At 51.1% G+C, this 17,680-nt stretch carries 9 protein-coding genes and 5 tRNA genes; 2 read left to right on the top strand and 12 right to left on the bottom strand.

Going from position 1 to position 17,680, the window contains the following annotated elements; all coding sequences use genetic code 11:
• Positions 1-18: 18 nt before the first annotated feature.
• The 6 genes from DWZ44_RS09800 to DWZ44_RS09825 form a co-directional block, all read right to left on the bottom strand.
• Complete coding sequence (locus DWZ44_RS09800; RefSeq protein WP_117804772.1) at positions 19-2,268, bottom strand: glycoside hydrolase family 3 protein; 2,250 nt, start codon at positions 2,266-2,268, stop codon at positions 19-21.
• A 26-nt stretch (positions 2,269-2,294) separates the two neighbouring features.
• Positions 2,295-4,505 (bottom strand): beta-glucosidase BglX, encoded by a 2,211-nt coding sequence (bglX, locus tag DWZ44_RS09805; RefSeq protein WP_117804773.1) that lies wholly within the window; start codon positions 4,503-4,505, stop codon positions 2,295-2,297.
• A gap of 176 nt (positions 4,506-4,681) precedes the next feature.
• Positions 4,682-6,871, bottom strand: coding sequence for a DNA topoisomerase III (locus tag DWZ44_RS09810; RefSeq protein WP_117804774.1), 2,190 nt, complete (start codon positions 6,869-6,871; stop codon positions 4,682-4,684).
• Positions 6,872-6,887: 16 nt separating this feature from the next.
• Positions 6,888-10,154 (bottom strand): 3'-5' exonuclease, encoded by a 3,267-nt coding sequence (locus tag DWZ44_RS09815; RefSeq protein WP_243002047.1) that lies wholly within the window; start codon positions 10,152-10,154, stop codon positions 6,888-6,890.
• A gap of 186 nt (positions 10,155-10,340) precedes the next feature.
• Positions 10,341-10,568: an HPr family phosphocarrier protein gene (locus tag DWZ44_RS09820; protein WP_147326098.1), complete on the bottom strand. Its 228-nt coding sequence runs from the start codon at positions 10,566-10,568 to the stop codon at positions 10,341-10,343.
• A gap of 332 nt (positions 10,569-10,900) precedes the next feature.
• Entirely contained in the window at positions 10,901-12,109 is a 1,209-nt protein-coding gene (locus DWZ44_RS09825) for a serine hydrolase domain-containing protein (protein WP_243002049.1), read from the bottom strand.
• 221 nt (positions 12,110-12,330) lie between these two features.
• Between DWZ44_RS09825 and DWZ44_RS09830 the strand changes: the two genes are divergently transcribed.
• On the top strand, positions 12,331-12,705 hold the full coding sequence (locus DWZ44_RS09830; protein ID WP_055221737.1) for a metal-dependent transcriptional regulator: 375 nt from the start codon (positions 12,331-12,333) through the stop codon (positions 12,703-12,705).
• A gap of 104 nt (positions 12,706-12,809) precedes the next feature.
• On the opposite strand, the gene DWZ44_RS09835 is transcribed toward DWZ44_RS09830, so the two are convergent.
• The gene (locus tag DWZ44_RS09835; protein WP_158565872.1) at positions 12,810-16,142 is read right to left on the bottom strand and encodes an alpha-L-rhamnosidase; all 3,333 of its coding nucleotides are present in this window, start codon (positions 16,140-16,142) and stop codon (positions 12,810-12,812) included.
• A 159-nt stretch (positions 16,143-16,301) separates the two neighbouring features.
• Between DWZ44_RS09835 and DWZ44_RS09840 the strand changes: the two genes are divergently transcribed.
• Positions 16,302-16,919 (top strand): flavodoxin family protein, encoded by a 618-nt coding sequence (locus DWZ44_RS09840; protein ID WP_022461984.1) that lies wholly within the window; start codon positions 16,302-16,304, stop codon positions 16,917-16,919.
• Positions 16,920-17,039: 120 nt separating this feature from the next.
• On the opposite strand, the gene DWZ44_RS09845 is transcribed toward DWZ44_RS09840, so the two are convergent.
• The 5 genes from DWZ44_RS09845 to DWZ44_RS09865 all read right to left on the bottom strand — a co-directional run bounded on the left by DWZ44_RS09845 (position 17,040) and on the right by DWZ44_RS09865 (position 17,522).
• Positions 17,040-17,113 (bottom strand) — tRNA-Asp (locus tag DWZ44_RS09845).
• A 34-nt stretch (positions 17,114-17,147) separates the two neighbouring features.
• Positions 17,148-17,221 (bottom strand) — tRNA-Ile (locus DWZ44_RS09850).
• 4 nt (positions 17,222-17,225) lie between these two features.
• A tRNA-Thr gene (locus DWZ44_RS09855) sits at positions 17,226-17,298 on the bottom strand.
• A gap of 26 nt (positions 17,299-17,324) precedes the next feature.
• Positions 17,325-17,396 (bottom strand) — tRNA-Glu (locus DWZ44_RS09860).
• 54 nt (positions 17,397-17,450) lie between these two features.
• A tRNA-Asn gene (locus tag DWZ44_RS09865) sits at positions 17,451-17,522 on the bottom strand.
• Positions 17,523-17,680: the final 158 nt, after the last annotated feature.

The following is a 17,680-nucleotide window of genomic DNA, read 5'->3' on the forward strand; positions in this document are numbered from 1 at the left end:
AGGTTTTCTGTTATTCTTTTACTTTTTCCATGCAGGAAGAACGCCTTCGTAATTCATGCCATAACCGTAGTCATAGTTATGTCCTTCGCTGTCAATATAGGTTTCCATATCCAACGCACGGTCCTCGCTCTGCTCCTCAACCGCATCCATATCCTTCGGCATCTGGATCGGCAGACGGCCGGTCGGGTTGTAACCGCCGAAGACAACGTCGAGCACAGCGGCTCTCGAAACACCGAACTCTGCGACGATCGCATCGGCTTCGGCTTCAAATTCATGCATCACCATCGGGTTGTTGACGGTTGCGCAGACGATCACCGGCTTGTCGCCCATCGCGCGGCGGCATTCGAGAATATTGTCGAGATCAGCCTCGTTGTAGGCAGTGTTTGTCTTTCCAAGATAGCTGCGGTTCGTGAAATTCTCGCGGAAATCACCGCCGGCAATGCTCACCTCACGCGCTTTTTTCGCCGTATACGGGCGGTACTGCAGTGTAATCGGCAGATATCCGTTGCCGCCGTTCGCAAGATCTTCGGTGGAATACGGGTTGCATGCCGGGCTTTCGATAAATACCAGCGCCACATCGGCCTCCTCCGGTGATGCCACGCGTGTACCGTACTTGGACGGCAGTCCATCCGGCAGCGGATCTTCGGTTTTTGCCGGCAGATCGATGCGGAAGAACGCTTTGGACGGTCCGATCTTTCTCTCCGGAATATAAACCTTCAAACCTTTCTTCAGCGGCAGCACACCCTTCTGTCCTTCCGGTGCGCGTTTCGCACTGTTTTTCAGCAGGACGATGGATTTCTGCTGTGCCTCATAGCCATGGCGGCAGAACTCTTCGCATCCTACAATCTTTGCGGATTCTTCCGGATCAAGATACGGGTCCTCAAACAAGCCGCAGTGGAAAATGTTGATCAGAAGACGTTTGGCGGACAGCTCCATGCGCTCACGCATCGCTTTCTCGCCGTATTTCTCACAGCCGATCTTATATGCCTCGACAATCGGACCGGACTCGCTGTTTCCGCCGAACTGGTCAACGCCGTTTGTGATCGCCAGCAGACACCGTTCTGCCTCGGTCATATCCTGCACGCCGTAGCAGCGGCTTCCAAATCCCTCAATCGTCTTCTCCGGATCCTGGGTGATGCCCCAGTCGGTGCAGACAATGCCTTTAAATTCATATTTTCCGCGCAGCAGATCCTTGATCAGGTACTCGCTGTAGGAGTTTCCGACGTTCTTGCCGTTTTTCTTGTCCACGCCGTAGGATACGGTGTAGTACGGCATAACCGCGGATGCGCAGTCGGTCGGTCCGTCCAGGTGGAAGGCTGCCTCGGTAAACGGTTTTAAATGCTCCTCAAAATTTCCGGTCGGATAAACGGCAAACTGTCCGAATGCATAGTGTGCATCGCGTCCGGCCTCTCCGGTGCCGCCGCCCGGCCAGTGTTTGACCATCGTGTTGACGCTGTCTTTTCCCCAGCCGTCTGCTTCCCCTTCCGTTGTCTGCATACCGTCACAGTACGCTTTGGTAAGCTTTTTGGACATCTCCACTTCTTCGCCTAACGTATCGACAAACCGCATCCATCTCGGCTCGGTACAGAGATCAATCTGCGGTCCGAGTGCCGTTGTGATACCGAGTGCCCGATATTCGCGGGAAGCATCTTTTGCAAACTGTCCGGCTACTTCCGGATCGAAGCAGGCTGCAAAACCAACGCCCTCCGGCCATTTGCTGATCTCGCTTCCGCCGCTCTTGAACTCCGCGCCGGAATCCTTTGCTCCGTTCCGCGGATCGGAGGAGAGGTTGACCGGAATACCGTACGGCAGTGTTTCCGCTCTTTTCTGCAGCTCATTGCTCCACTTTGCGGAGATTTCCGGGCTTTCTACATTCGTCAGCAGAATATGACGGATGTGTTCGTCCTCCAGAAATTCCTTCTGCTGGTCAGAAATGGCATACGGCTCTTTGCCGGATTCGAGATACGTTTTTCCGTCAAACGTTCCCTGGAATGGTCCGCCCGGCATCGGCGGTACCGCCTGGTGCGGCGAGTACAGCATAAGGCCTGCAATCTCTTCAATCGAAAGACGACCCGCAAGGTCTGCCGCTCTCTCCTCATCGGAAAGACGCCAGTCCTCGTACGGCAGCAGTTCGCCGGTTTTTGCAAGATCTTTAAAGTAATATCCATCTTTTTCCAATACCTTTACACCGGACTCCTCCGCCCAGGCAATCGTTTTTCCGCCTGCCTGTGTGATGCGGTGGATTCCGTTTTTCGTTGTTTTCTCCATAAGTTTTCTCCTTTTTCCTGCTGCATTTATTTCAGTGTAAATACCGCACTGTTTTCCGTCGTGCTGCTGTCACCGACAAATACGGTAAACGTTCCAGGCTCGCTTCCAAAGGTTCCGTCGAGACGGTAGTAGCGCAGATCTTCTTCGGTAATATAGAAGGTCACTTCCTGCTCTTTGCCCGGAGCAAGCTCTACTCTTCGGAAGCCTTTCAGCTCTCGCACCGGACGAACCACATCGGAATAATCATCACGGATGTACAGCTGTACAACATCACAGCCAGCCGTATCACCTGTATTTTTCACGGTCACATGCGCTGCAATTCTGCCGTTTTTATCCATCTCGTTCTGATCCAGTGTTACCGCGGAAATATCAAACGTGGTATAGGAAAGTCCGTAACCAAACGGATACAGCGGTGCGTTCGGAATATCGAGATATTTGGAGCGGAACCGCTCTTTCATGCCCGGCAGATTCGGTCTTCCGGTGGAATACTCGTTGTAGCTGACCGGTGCCTGGCCCACGCAGTACGGGAAGCTCATCGGCAGATGGCCGGACGGATTTTTCTTTCCGGTCAGAACATCCACAACAGCGCTTCCGCCCTCGGTTCCCGGGAACCATACCTCGAGAATGGCTTTTGCTTTTGCACTGATCTCACGCAGATCGAGCGGACGGCCATTGAACAGAACAACAACAACATTCGGGTTAACGGCCAGCACTTTTCGGAACAACTCCATCTGGATCTCCGGCACATCGATCATGGCACGGCTTGTCGCTTCACCGCTCTGCAGATAATGCTCGCCAAGCGGCATGACCACGAGATCTGCCTCTTTTGCAGCCTTAAGTGCGCTCTGCTCCATGACAGCAAGCTCCTCCCCGCTGTATTTTTTCGGCGTTGTCTCGGTAAATCCAATCAGCTCCACATCATTTCCGATCACCGGGCATCCCTCATCATAAGATGTGCGGGACGCATCGAATACCTTTTCCGCTGCTTCCCGGATCGTCACACAGTCTTTGCTGTCACCGGTAAAAGACCAGCTGCTCTTGATTTCATGATTATCGGTATACGGTCCGACAAAGGCAATTTTTTTCGTCGTATCGAGCGGCAGAATGCCGTCGTTTTTCAGCAGAACGAAGGATTCCTCTGCCGCTTTTTTCGCCAGTGCGCGGTGCTCCGGGCAGAGATTGTACTCTTTTTCTTTCTCTGCATCCGCATCTTTATACGGATTTTCAAACAGTCCCAGCTTGTTTTTCAGTTCCAGAATACGCAGGCAACACTCGTCGATCAGGCGTTCTTCTACTTCGCCATCCTCGACCATCCGGCACAGGTTTGCCGCATAAACGGACGTCATCATATCAATATCCACGCCTGCCTCCAGCGCTTTTTTCGCTGCATCGGCGGCATCTTTCGAGCTTCTGTGGGCAACGGTTTCCAGAATGGCTGCAAAGTCAGAAATCAGCACGCCGTCAAATCCCATCTCGCCGCGCAGGATATCGCGCATCAGCCATTTGTTGGTGCTCGCCGGAACGCCGTTGATCGTGTTGAATGATGTCATCACCATCGCTGCGCCCGCATCAATGCCTGCTTTGTATGCCGGAAGATAGAATTCACGGAAGGTATGCTCTGAGAGCTCTACGGTGTTGTAATCTCTTCCTGCGACTGCTCCGCCGTAGCCTGCAAAGTGTTTGATGCAGGAGGCAACTTTTCCCGGTGTTTTTAAATCATCGCCCTGGAAGCCTTTTACGATCGCCTCGGAAAAGCGGCTGTTCAGGTACGGATCTTCGCCTGTGGATTCCACAACGCGGCCCCATCTCGCATCGCGCACAAGGTCAACCATCGGAGAAAAGGTAACGTGAAGTCCGGCCGCGGATGCTTCTTTTGCGGCTGCAGACGCGCACTCGCCGGAGAGCTCCGGATCAAAAGTGGCTCCCTGCGCCAGCGGCGCCGGGAAAATGGTCTTCATGCCGTGAATGACATCCATCATGAACAGCATCGGGATGTGATGCGGCTGTTTTGCCATATAGTCGTCCTGCAGTTTTTTCATCGTATCGGCGCCTGCTGCTCCCAGAATGGAGCCTGCCATCTCCAGATCCTCTTTTCCGATTCCCATATCGTTTGCCGGACCGGTCAGGACGCTGTTTTCATCTCCCAGATAAAATGCTCCGCTTAACTGAAGCATCTGGTCCACTTTCTCTTTCAGCGACATATCCGCCAGCAGCTTTTCCAAATCTGTCTGTTTCATTGAAAAACCTCCTGTTTTTTATTTTCAGAATTTTTGGTTTTCTATCCCATTTGTTTCTATTTTACGGCATAACTCTGCATAAAACAATCTATTTTTTTGACTCTTTTCTCTACGATTTTAACAAAAGAAGCGCGCCTGCCATCGCTTTTTCCGTTCTGGCAGACACGCTCCGTTTTTTATAATTTGATTCCTTTTAATGCCGCGGCAAATGCATTGTTTACCGGCTCTTCGGCCTCTTTTTTCTGTTTCTTCATATAAGCTGCCACATCGCGCTTCGTCACGCCTCCGCCCTCTTTTTTGCGGCGCTCCTGGAATTTTGTCATGCGCTCCTTGTGCCCGCAGGAGCAGACAAACGTCGCATCCTCGCCCTTTCCGATCATCTCCATGCGCTTATGGCAGACCGGGCATCTCGCATTCGTCGTGCGGGAAACCGTCTCGCGGTAGCCGCACTCTCTGTCCTGGCAGACGAGCATCTTTGCATTCTTTCCATTGACTGCCAGCAGCCGTTTTCCGCAGTTCGGGCATTTCTTGTTTGTCAGGTTATCGTGGCGGAATGTTCCCTCTTCCGTTTTGATCTCCTCAATCAGTTCCACCGTGTAGCTCCGGATCTCTTTCATAAAGGCATCGCGCCGCTTCTTTCCCTTTGCGATTTCGTTTAACTGCATCTCCCAGCTTGCCGTCAGCTCCGGCTTTTTGAGATCCGCCGGAACCAGCTTCAGAAGCTGGCGTGCTTTCGAGGTCAGATAGATCTCATTGCCTTTTTTCTCCAGCAGAAAGCTGCGGAACAGCTTCTCGATGATATCCGCACGGGTCGCAACCGTTCCAAGGCCGCCCGCCTCACCGATCGTTTTTACCAGGCTGCTGTCGCGGTTTTCCATGTAGCGGACCGGATTTTCCATCGCGGAGAGCAGCGTGCCTTCCGTGAAGCGTGCCGGAGGTTTTGTCTTTCCTTCGCGGAGACTGATCTTCGGCTGCCCGATCTTCATGCCTGCCTCCAGAAGCGGCAGATTCTGCTCCCGCACCTCTTCTTTCGCCTCATCCTCTTCGTCGTACCGGTTATCCTCGTACGCCTCCTGCCAGCCTTTCTCGACCATGCGCTTTCCGCGCGCAGTAAAGCATTCCTTTTCGATGGAAGCCTGGATCACCGTCTCTTCATATACACACGGCGGCAGCAGTACCGCAAGAAAACGGCGCACCACGAGATCATAAATGCGGCGTTCCTCATTGGAAAGTGCAGAAAGCTGCACATACTGCTCCGTCGGGATAATGGCGTGGTGGTCGGAAACCTTTGCATCATTCACAAAACCTGGCTTTTCCTTCAGCGGACGGCGCTTCGCCTGCTGTGCCAGCGTCTTGTACGGCCCGATACTCACGGCATCGAGGCGCTCTTTTAAAGTCGGTACAATATCCTTTGTCAGATACCGCGAATCCGTCCGCGGATACGTGAGGACCTTGTGCGTCTCATAGAGGCTCTGCATCAGATTCAGGGTCTGTTTTGCCGAATAACCGAACCGTGCACTGGCATCGCGCTGCAGCTCCGTCAGATCGTAGAGCAGCGGCGCCTCTTTCTGTTTTTTCTTCTTTCCTACTTTTTGCAGGACAAGCGGATACCGTTTTGCTTTTTCTGCGATCTGCTTTGCCTTTTCCGGATCAGAAATCCGTGTTCCGCCCGATTTTTCATCCTTCCAGGTGTATACTGCGCCGCCTGCTGCTGCCGTTACGGTGTAGTACGGCTTCGGGACAAATTCTCGGATTTCCTGCTCGCGCTGTGCAATCATGGCGAGCGTCGGTGTCTGCACACGGCCGCAGGAAAGCTGTGCATTGTATTTGCATGTCAGTGCCCGCGTTGCGTTAATGCCGACAAGCCAGTCCGCCTCTGCACGGGAAACAGCAGCCCGGTAGAGATTATCGTACTCTTTCGCATCTTTCAGGCTGGCAAATCCCTCACGGATTGCCTTGTCGGTAACGGACGAAATCCAGAGACGCTTACACGGCTTCTGATTGTGCGCCTTGTCAAGAATCCACCGCGCCACCAGCTCGCCTTCACGGCCGGCATCTGTCGCAATGACCACCTCACCGACATCTTTCCGCGCAAGCTGTGTCGTCACAGCGTGATACTGTTTTCCCGTCTGCGGAATGACCTTGATCTGCAGTTTCTCCGGCATCATCGGCAGAACTGCCATATTCCATTCCTTATACTTTTTATCATAGTCCTCCGGGTCTTTTAAGGTCACGAGGTGGCCGAGCGCCCAGGTCACAATATACTGGTTTCCTTCCAGTGCTCCGTTTTCTTTTTTCGCACATCCGAGCACGCGTGCAATATCGCGTGCCACAGATGGTTTTTCTGCAATTACCAGAGTTTTCATGAAATGTCTGCTCCTTTTATAGCTCTTTATACTGTTTTATAATTTCATCCCGGTCTTTTCCGAGAATAAAGTAATAATCGATCTGTCCGTCCCCGGCGGTATGAAGATACGTTCCAAACGTCCGCACATTGCACAGCAGTGCCGTTCTGGAAGCGGCGGCTGCAATACCATAGCCGCGGTTTGAGACGACAAGCGGCATCCGCGCCTGCTTTCCGCCAAACGAGACGTAGCGCGCCTTCGCGGTCAGATCCAGCCACTCTGTCGAGAGAATGCCCTTGGCTTTCAGCTTTTCGGAACCGCTCCAGTCAAAGAATGTCCATGTCATGCCGCCGTCGATCATGCGCGGCTCGTCTCGTTTCTCGGAAAGAACCAGTTTGTGATCCGGCGTAAAGAACTGCACCGCGCCGTCCTTTTTTTCCACCATGACACGCAGCTTCTCTGTCTCAACAAGAACCGCCGTCTTCGATTCCTTTGCACTCCAGGGGAACGAGGTATCCGCCTTTGGCTTCCAGTACGTGTCCTGGACTTTTGCCGTCACACCTTTTACGAAGCTGATGCGGATGACCTCCGGCGTAATCGGCGTGATGCGCAGAATGCCGTACATGCTCGCCATCTCAACCGCTGCTTTTCCTTTCTTTGCCCATTTCACCGCGCACTTGATCCTCGAATGCCCCTTCATGCGCAGCAGTTCATTTTCCGGAATTGCCCCAAAAGCGTAGGGCGATGTATTCATGTGCTCTGGCTGTTCAGCTTTTTCTGACTGTATTCCTGCAGTCGCCGGTCTGCTGCCCGGTGCTTTGCCGCCTGTCTTTCCACGGTAGGCGGCACCGGCAAAGACAGCAGAAACTCCTTCCGGCGCACGCTGCTGCATCGTCTTTGCGGCAATTTCTTTTCCTGTTTCTGCCGCTGCTTTCCGCATGCCCGTACTGCTTTTTGGCATCACCGCTGTTCCCGTCGTGCTTGTATTTCCAGGCGCCCTTCCCGGTATCTGCTCCGGCTTAATTACAATCCTTTTTGGTCCGTGGCTGTTCCGCTCGTCCATCTCCTGGATGCCGATCGCGCGGTTCTCCTCACGCGTCTCTTTTTGCGTCAGCGAAACCTTCTCATACTCCTTCGCCTTCGTCAGCGTCTCCATGGCAAATTCCTGGTTGTGACGGCCCTTTGGCGCTTTCTTTGCAAGGATTCCTGTGAGTTTTCCCGTATACAGCACTGCCAGTTCATGCAGCGCACGCGTTGCCGCTACATAAAGCAGCTTTACCTGTCCGTCATTCTCCGGATATTTTTCTTCTGTCGGATCAAGAAGCAGCACCGCGTCAAACTCGAGTCCCTTCGTATACGCAACCGGAAGCACCATCACGCCCTCGCCAAATTCTGCCGTCTCGAGATTCTCCTCCACAACCGGCACATATTTTTTCAGCTTCCGCGCCGTCGCAGCCGCTTCTGCCTCATCCCGGCATACAACGGCAATTGTCTCATATCCCTGCTCCTGCCACGCTTTGATCTTCTGCACTCCAGCTGCCAGGAGCGTAGCCTCATCCGCAAACGCTTCCTTTTGCACCGCCGTTCCGTGCCGCAGCACCGGCTCCACCGGATAGATCGCAAAGTCCCCATGCCGCAGAATCTCGTTTGCAAAATCGGAGATCTCCACCGTATTCCGGTAACTCTTCCGCAGAACGCCGAACGCATCGTACGTGCCGGTCAGAATCAGCTTTTTCAGCTCCTCCCAGTCGTTCAGGCCGTAGGAAAAATGGATATTCTGCGACGTATCTCCCATAATGGTATACGTACAGTCACGCAGACAGTAATGAAGCACCTGGTACGCCATCATCCCGAAATCCTGCGCCTCATCGATGACCACATGGCTCGCCTCACGCACCGGATCGTTCTCCTTGATCCGCTTGTAGAGGTACGCCAGCGCCGCCAGATCATAGACATCAAAGGAGTTTTCCGGCATTTCCACTGCTTTTCCTTTTTCCGCCTGCTGTTCCAGAAACTGCGAATAGAGATCAAAAATGGATCCCTTCCATTTTCCATCCCCGAAATATTTCTCATATTTCCGCTTCAGCGCTTTTTTCTCGCGCGCCGGAAACGTCACTTCTTTTCCCGAAACCTCGTTCTCAAATTTTGCCAGCAGGATCTCGTTCAGCATGCACATCTTTCCTTCCATGGAAAGTGTGGACTGCTCCCTGCAATAGTTATCAATATACTCGGCGTCCAGAAGCAATGTTCCCGTTTTTTCCAGCCGCACCGGCTCCCGCGGAATCTGCTCTGCCTCGTACGTACGGCAGAAATTTTCCAGATCGAAAAACCAGCCGCTTCCGCCCTTTATGCTGTTTTTCTCATCCGCGCGGTCGATGGTGTGTACCATGTACTTTTCTTCGTCCCAGTCCTCATACAGAAGCCGGATGAAAAGCTGCTCCATCGTCATCTGACGGATGCCGTACACATCGAGTTCCGGCAGAACGCTGGTAATGTAGTTCAGCAGAATGCGGTTGCTTCCAATGATATAGAAATCCTCCGGCCGGAAGTCCTCCTCGTAATTATAGAGGATGTACGAAATCCGGTGCATCGCCACCGTCGTCTTTCCGGAGCCAGCCACGCCCTGTACGATCAGATTCGTCTTCGGGGATCTGCGGATAATGAGGTTCTGCTCCTGCTGGATCGTCGCAATGATCTCACCGAGCACCGCTTTTTTGTTCTTCGCCAGATACTTTGTCAGCAGCTCATCGTTCGCTACCACATCGGAATCAAAAAAGTCTTTCAGATGGTCATTTTCAATCTCATACGTCCGCTTTCTTTTCAGATCAATCGAAAAAGTACCCTCTGAACTCACCGTATAGCTGCACGGCCCGGTGCTGTTCTCATAATAGACGGAAGAAATCGGCGCCCGCCAGTCCAGCACAACCGGTTCCGCCTTCTCATCGGAAATGCCGACGCGCCCGATGTAATAGGACTCTAAAAACGAAAGCCGCGGATCCTGAAAATCAATCCGCCCGAAATACGGCTTCTTTCTCGCTTTTTCCAGCCGCGCCATGCCGTGCTGGTACGCATTCAGCTTCGCCGTCGCGTTGTTCCAGAGCGCCAGGCCTTCCGCCTCTTTTGCGTCGTACGTCTCCATCAGATCCGCCAGATCCTCATTCGCCGACCGGATATCCGCCTTCGCCTGTTCCAGATTCTGCTCGGCAATCCCGATCACCTTCGCAAGCTGTGCTTCCTCCTCTTCCCTCGTAAGTCCGGGAATCTCTGATTTTCTGATGCTTCTTTCCAGTTTCTCTTCTTCCACTTTGTGCCTCCTTTTTTACGAAAAACTTCTTCTACATCAGCCCGTTCTTTTGATTCTCTTATTTCCATCCCAATAGACTTTATTTTACCATGCACACGTCTCCCCGGCAAGATACTTCACCCGCTTTTTCGTGCATCAAAAAAGACACCATGCATCTTACACACAGTGCCTTTCCGACTTTTTTTCTTACTGAAGGTAATCCTTAAATTTCTTTTTAAATGCTTCGATATCGTTCGTATGGGCTTCCACAACCGCATCCGGGTTTCCGGCGATCATCAGGACACTCATCAGGGATTTCGCATCAAAGACGCATCGTCCTATTTTTACGTCAACGTCGTAATCCAGGCGTTTCACCATATTTACAAATTCTTCTACACTCTCTACTTCATCAAACTTTAACGGTAACGAAATCATATTTTCTGCATCCTTTCTGCTTTTTGGTCTTTTTTTCATGATTTTGAATTCTTTCTTTTATTTCCTTCAAAATCGGTCAAAAGCTTACACGATATTCCTTTTTTGCTGTTTTTTCTGAAAGTAGTAATGAAATCGCCTTCATTTTCGACTGACACTAAAATAGCATACATCTGTCTCACTGCAAATATCCGTTTTAGACAAAATTCGACGTAGTTTTACAGCAATTTGCTCATATGTTCCGTCTGATTCGTTAAGTTGTTTCTTTTCCGGCACTTTTTTCGTCTGATCTGACGGGCCGGAAGGCCTTACTTGAGAATCACTCTCATGAAAAGTTATTCGCTGAAAATAATATTTCGGATCTTCCGGGACAGGGTGTACGTTCCGGCATCTTTTTTCTGGGTCATCATCAGAAATGTCATATTCTGCTCCGGCACGACTTCCATGTAGCATCCAAGCCAGCCGTCCCAGCCGAACTCGCCCTTGCTTCCCAGCGTTACCGCACGCGTCGGATCTACCAGAACACGCATCAGATTTCCGTAGGAAAATCCTTCCAGGCCGATCCAGTTATCAAAGCCTGCCTGCTGTACTGCGCTTAATGTGTGGCCTCCCAGAAATTTTACCGTCGCCGGACGGAGAATCTGTACACCGTTGTAGGTGCCGCCGTTCAGCAGCATCTGCGTAAATTTCGCATAATCGTCGATGGTAGATGCAAGGCCTGCTCCGCCTGCCTCATATGCCGGGCGGTACGCCATATCGTTCTGAATGCCAAGGTTATTGTCCAGATAACGGACGGACGGCTGTCCCTCCCTGCAGTCATACACCTTCGCCAGACGATCCTGCTTTTCTGCCGGAACCCAGAAATCGGTATCGTTCATGCCGAGCGGCTCGAAAATTTCTTTTTTCAGAAAATCCCCAAAGCGCATGCCGCTTGCCACCTCAATCACCGCACCTACGACATCCGCCGACGTTCCATAACTCCAGGACTGGCCCGGCTGATACAGAAGCGGGACTTTTCCAAGACGGTTTGCAAATTCTACTGTACTGATCGTTCCGCCGTTTTCTTCCTTAAGTCCGTGGATCACCTCCTGAAAAAGTGCATCGGTCTGCCGTCCCGTCTCATCCGTTCCGCCGTACGTCAGCCCGGATGTCATATTCATAATATCCTCCAGAAGGATCTCCCGCTCCGCTTTTTCTATCTTCCCATCCGCTGTACATACAACCGGGTTCCGGAAGCCCGGCAGATACTTGCTGACCGGATCCGCCAGATCGACGATTCCGCGCTCTACCAGAATCATCATGGCCGTCGCGGTAATCGGCTTGCTCATGGAGTAGAGACGGAAAATATTATCGCGGGAAACCGGCTTTTTTGCTTCGATATCCGCATATCCGCTCTCCAGATAAACCTGCTCCTCTCCGTCTTTGATCACCATCAGAAGACAGCCCGGTGTCTCTCCTTTTGCAACGGACGCATCCATCACCTGCTGCAGTCTTTTCTTTATCACCTGTTCCATGGTATGTCCTAACCTCCATCTAAATTTCATTGTTTTTTCCTATTTTACCTCTCTTTTTGCCCCCTGTCATCTTTTATCTTGCTTTTCTTCTTCTATCCTCATTGTCTTTTTTTTCTGAAATCTTACAACTTTTCTGAAATTAAGAAAAACCATCAAAAACCATCATTGCCCTATTCCGAAAAATATGCTATTCTATATGTATATATATTTATGAATCTTCAGCTATTTAGAAAAACGAGGTGAACATCTTGCTGAAAACGAACGAATCCGCAGAAAATTATTTGGAAACTATTTTAGTCTTAAGTCAGAAAAAACCCGTTGTACGCGGTGTTGATATTGCAGAAGAACTTGGCTTTAAAAAATCAAGTGTCAGCGTTGCCATGAAAAACTTAAGAGAAAAAGAGCAGATCCGCGTAACGCCGGAAGGCTACATCTACCTGACCGACAGCGGACGCGCGATCGCAGAGATGATCTATGAGCGCCACCAGCTCCTCTCCCGCGGCCTGATGAGCCTTGGTGTTGATGAGCAGACCGCCACGGAAGATGCCTGCCGCATCGAGCATGTCATCAGCCAGGAAAGCTTTGAAGCGATCAAACGTCATCTGCACATGACTGCCGAAAAATAAACATGACAAAGAAAACGCTGCCGGAGTTCTCTTCTCTCCGACAGCGTTTCTCTTTCCGCCCGAAAGTCTCCCATTTCTTTGCCGGAGCCTTTCGGGTTTTCTTTTTACAGCATAAAAGTATACGTTCCGCTTCCCAGTTCCACGGTATCCGCCGGATCCTGCGTGTTTTTAAACAGGGTTGCCGTTGTATTGACCGGAATCGTAACCTGATACTCTATTTTGCCACCTTTCCGCTCCCATCCGGCAGAAATCACGCCGTACGGGCTGTCTACGGAACCTTTCATAAACTCGAGCGGGCCCGGCTGCGGTTTCAGCAGAATGTGCTGATAACCCGGTTTTGTCTCGTCTCTCTGGATACCAAGTCCCGTGTGATACAGCCAGGAAAGAACGCTTCCGAGAGAATAATGATTGAACGAGTTCATCGCATTCTGTCCGCCGAAGCCTTTTTCCTTCGTGTAGGAATCCCAGTGCTCCCAGATCGTCGTCGCTCCCTGGGTCACCGGATACAGCCACGATGGGAATGCCGTCTGCAGCATCATCTTCCAGGCATCCTCCACAGCGCCCTGCTCGGTCAGCATCTGGTTCAGAATACCCGTTCCAAAGAATCCCGTTCCGACCGTATGGCCGATCGCTCTCGTCTTTCGGATCAGATGCTCTCCTATTCTCTTTCTGTCTTCTGCCACACCATAAGACAGTGCAATTGCATACGAGCACTGCGTATCACACAGCGTTCCGTCCGCATTGCAGGTCTTTCCGGAATCCGGAAGTACAAATGTCTCATTCCAGAATTTCTTCACCTTCGCAGCAAGCGCCTCATACTGATGCTGCTCCTCTGTTCTTCCGAGCGCACCGGCAATCCGGCTCATCAGATCGGCTTCTTTATAATAGAATGCATTCCATAAAAGCAGCAGATCCGTCTCTTCCGGTGCCAGCCAGTCGCCAAGCGGTCCGATCGCCGGATTTACCTTCGTTCCCGGCAGACCCTTATCCTTCATATAGTCCATATATTTCTGCATGCCAGGATAAAATTTCTCCAGTGTGCGGATATCCCCATACTGCTCATACAGTTCCCACGCCATAAAAATACTCGCACACTCATACGTAATGCCGCCGAATCCGCCGCCCACCGGTGCAATCTCCGGGTACTGGCCTTCCGGTGTCTGCAGATCACGCATCGCCTGCAGGTTCCGCTCATAGAATTTCTTCAGGCTGCTGTTGTTGAGCGCCGTATGGCAGAAAATATGCGTATCGCCCGCCCAGCCCATGCGCTCATTTCTCTGCGGGCAGTCGGTCGGAATGTTGATAAAGTTGCATTTCTGTGACCAGGAAACATTCTCGGCAAACCGATTCAGCAGTTTATGGCTACTCGTAAGGCTTCCATGGAATTCCGTCACAGAAGAATACTGAAGACTCTCTACTTCTTCCAGCTCCGGCGCATGCTCCACACCGCTGATCTCAATATAGCGGTAGCCGTGGAAGGTAAACTTCGGCTGGAACACCTCTTCCCCGCCGCGGCAGATATAAACATCCGTACTCGTCGCATCCCGGTAATTTTCCAGCATCATCGTGCCTTCTTTTCCGGCATACTCCGGCAGATCCGGATAAAGCACCTCCGCATAGCGGATGATGATCTTTGTGCCCGCCTTCTCATGCAGTGTAATCCGCGGTACACCAGCCATCTCCTGTTCCAGATCGTAGAGATACACACCCGGGAACAGCTCTTTTCTCGTCTTTGCCGTTCTCCGGTCCACAATCCGCACCGGCGCATCGTACTCACCGATATATTCCGGCTTCTGCTCATGAACCGCCGGCCAGGACCGTCCAAAGCCCGGCATCGTGCAGAACTCTTCGATCATGACGGTATCCACAACAACTGGCTTTTCCCAGGTGCTGTCATCAAACTCCGGCAGAGAATAAGTTTCGTAAACCTCTGCCCGGCGCGCATCGTACTGCTCTCCGGCAAAGTAGCTGGAAAACAGGTAAGGACCTTCTCCGAAATACTTCCAATCCTCGGTATTTGTTCCAAAGACCTCGCGGCTGCCGTCCTCGTACTTCATGACAACCTTGGCAAGCAGACTCTCCTTGTCTCCAAAGTAATTGAAGTTCTTCACCACAAAGGTCTGTGCCTCGCTCCACCAGCCCGATGCCAGCGTCACGCCGATTCCGTTTCGGCCCGGTTTCATCAGCCCTGTGATATCGTATGTCTGATAGTTCATTCTGTGGTCATACTGTGTCAGACCCGGACGCAGCAGATCTTCCGTGATCTCCTGTCCGTTGATCCGGCAGTCGTAGATACCGCGCGCAGTAATATAAAGGCGTGCCGATACCAGTTTTTTCTCTTTCTGGCAGGAAATACACGACCGCAGCATTGGAATTGAATGATGGGACGGATCTGCCGTAATCTGGCTGTCTTCTACTTTAAAGTATCCGTTTTCCACCGGAATCTGATCCGCAAAGATACTTTTTCCCCCATCCAGCCGTCCTTCCGGCGTCTCACGAACAATTTCCGCGGATGGTTTTCTTACGTTTCTTACGGTCAGATTCTTAAAATATCCTGTCGTCCCTTTTCCTGCATAAAATCCGATCTCATTCAGTCTCGGATACGGCAGCACATCGTTATTTCCTCTCGGATTCAGCTGGCGGCCTGATACTTTCGTTCCAAAAAATCCATGCTCTTCAATTGCATCCACGAGAATGCCGTCGACATAGGCGTATGCCACATTGCCGTCAACCTCTACGGTCAGCTTATGAAAGGCATCGGCATTCTCTGGTGTCAGGATTTCCTGCGTTTTCTCTTTCCAGTTGACCAGTTTCGTAACGGCAAACGGTTTTTCCGCTGTATCCTCCGGCGCATAGCCCACGCGGTAAATTTCGAGGCGTGCATCTCCATCCTCAAGGCACACAGCATAACGGATATAGTTCTCCCCTTCCATGCCAAGCTCATTTTTCGTATGATCGTTCAGACGGAAGTCATTGGCTCCAAAGACGATACCCGCTTCTCCCTTCCCGCCTTCCATCCAAAATTCACTCTCGATCGTAAAAACACCGCGGTTTTCCGCGCATACCGTCGCATGCGGTGCGCCGATCCACTCAGCTCCCTCCCATGCTGCATACAAAGAATCCATAAGGCCTGTCTCGAAGGAACTTTCTGCTTCTGCTTTTCCGCCGTGGTTATCCCACACCTCTGCTTTTACCTCATATTTGGTACAGGGCTGCAGTGCTTCTCCTTCATAACCAATCCCTGTTGATACGCCGGTTTCCATTTTTCCGCTGTCCCACACAGTATCTTCTCCGGTGCGCACAACGATCCGGCATGCGCTCTGCATCAGATTCTGTTCTCCTTCTTCTGCCGTCAGCAGCCAGGAAAATGCCGGTTTTTTCTCATCCAGCCCGATCGGTGCCATCTGATCTTCAATCAGAATTCTCTCTATCTTCATTTGGTAACCTCCCATTGCAAGTTTTGCCTTCTTTGCTGATTGTATTATACCGTCCAGCAGCTATTTCTGTTAAGATCAGTTTTTGCCCAAAAAAGCGTCTTTATTTGCATCTTTTCCGGTGTTATAATAAAGAAAATTACGAAAGAGAGGTACCATCAAATGAAAGTATTATTAATCAACGGAAGTCCTCACGCAAAAGGCAGCACTTATACTGCCCTGCACGAAATGGAAAAAGTCTTTACAGAAAATGGTATTGAGGCGGAAATCGTACATATCGGAAATAAAGATATCCGCGGCTGTGTTGCCTGCGGTGCCTGTTCCAAGCTCGGAAAATGTGCTTTTTCCGATATGGTAAATGAGGTTGCTCCGAAATTTGAAGAGGCTGACGGCCTTGTTGTCGGAAGTCCGGTTTATTATGCATCTGCAAATGCAACACTTATTGCTTTTCTTGACCGGCTGTTCTACAGCACACACTTTGACAAGACCATGAAAGTCGGCGCTTCGGTTGTCTCTGCACGCCGCGGCGGTCTTTCCGCTACCTTTGATGAGCTGAACAAATACTTCACCATCTCCGGCATGCCGGTTGCTTCCGGCCAGTATTGGAACAGTATCCATGGAAATAATGCGGACGAGGCACAGCAAGATCTCGAAGGCCTGCAGATCATGCGTACCCTTGCACGGAATATGAGTTTTCTGATGAAGAGCATCCAGCTCGGAAAAGAATCCTTTGGTCTTCCGGAAAAGGAACCACGCGTCGGCACAAACTTTATCCGTTAATTTATCTGTTAAGCAAGATGCCGTCTTTCAGACTTTTTTCTATGTCTGAAATACGGCATCTTTTATAGCTGGAAGAAATTTTATACACGAAAAAAGCCTGCTTCCGCAGACTTTTTAAAGCGACCCGGATCGGGATCGAACCGACGACCTCCGCCGTGACAGGGCGGCGCTCTAACCAGCTGAGCCACCGGGCCAGACATATACAGAATATAAAATATGGAACTAAAGTGGACCTTCAGGGACTCGAACCCGGGACCGACCGGTTATGAGCCGGTTGCTCTAACCAACTGAGCTAAAGGTCCAAAGAGCCGATGATCGGACTCGAACCGATAACCTGCTGATTACAAATCAGCTGCTCTGCCAATTGAGCCACATCGGCATACATAACAAATATTTTATATTCAGTGACTCCGACGGGAATCGAACCCGTGTTACCGCCGTGAAAGGGCGATGTCTTAACCGCTTGACCACGGAGCCATATTTACTTTTTGAAAGAACTGACCTGTAAGAAACTCTTACAGGCCGCATTCACTCCCCGAGTTGGGCTCGAACCAACAACCCTTCGGTTAACAGCCGAATGCTCTACCATTGAGCTATCGAGGATTATTTAATTGAAGATATTTGATATACCTTCAAAACCGCATACACTACACATCTATCATTCCATCTTGTGAACACAACCAATTAGGTCAAGCCCTCGACCGATTAGTAACAGTCAGCTCCATGCCTTACGGCACTTCCACCTCTGCCCTATCTACCTC

The organism is Blautia sp. AF32-4BH, from assembly GCF_003460565.1.
Taxonomy (GTDB): domain Bacteria; phylum Bacillota; class Clostridia; order Lachnospirales; family Lachnospiraceae; genus Fusicatenibacter; species Fusicatenibacter saccharivorans.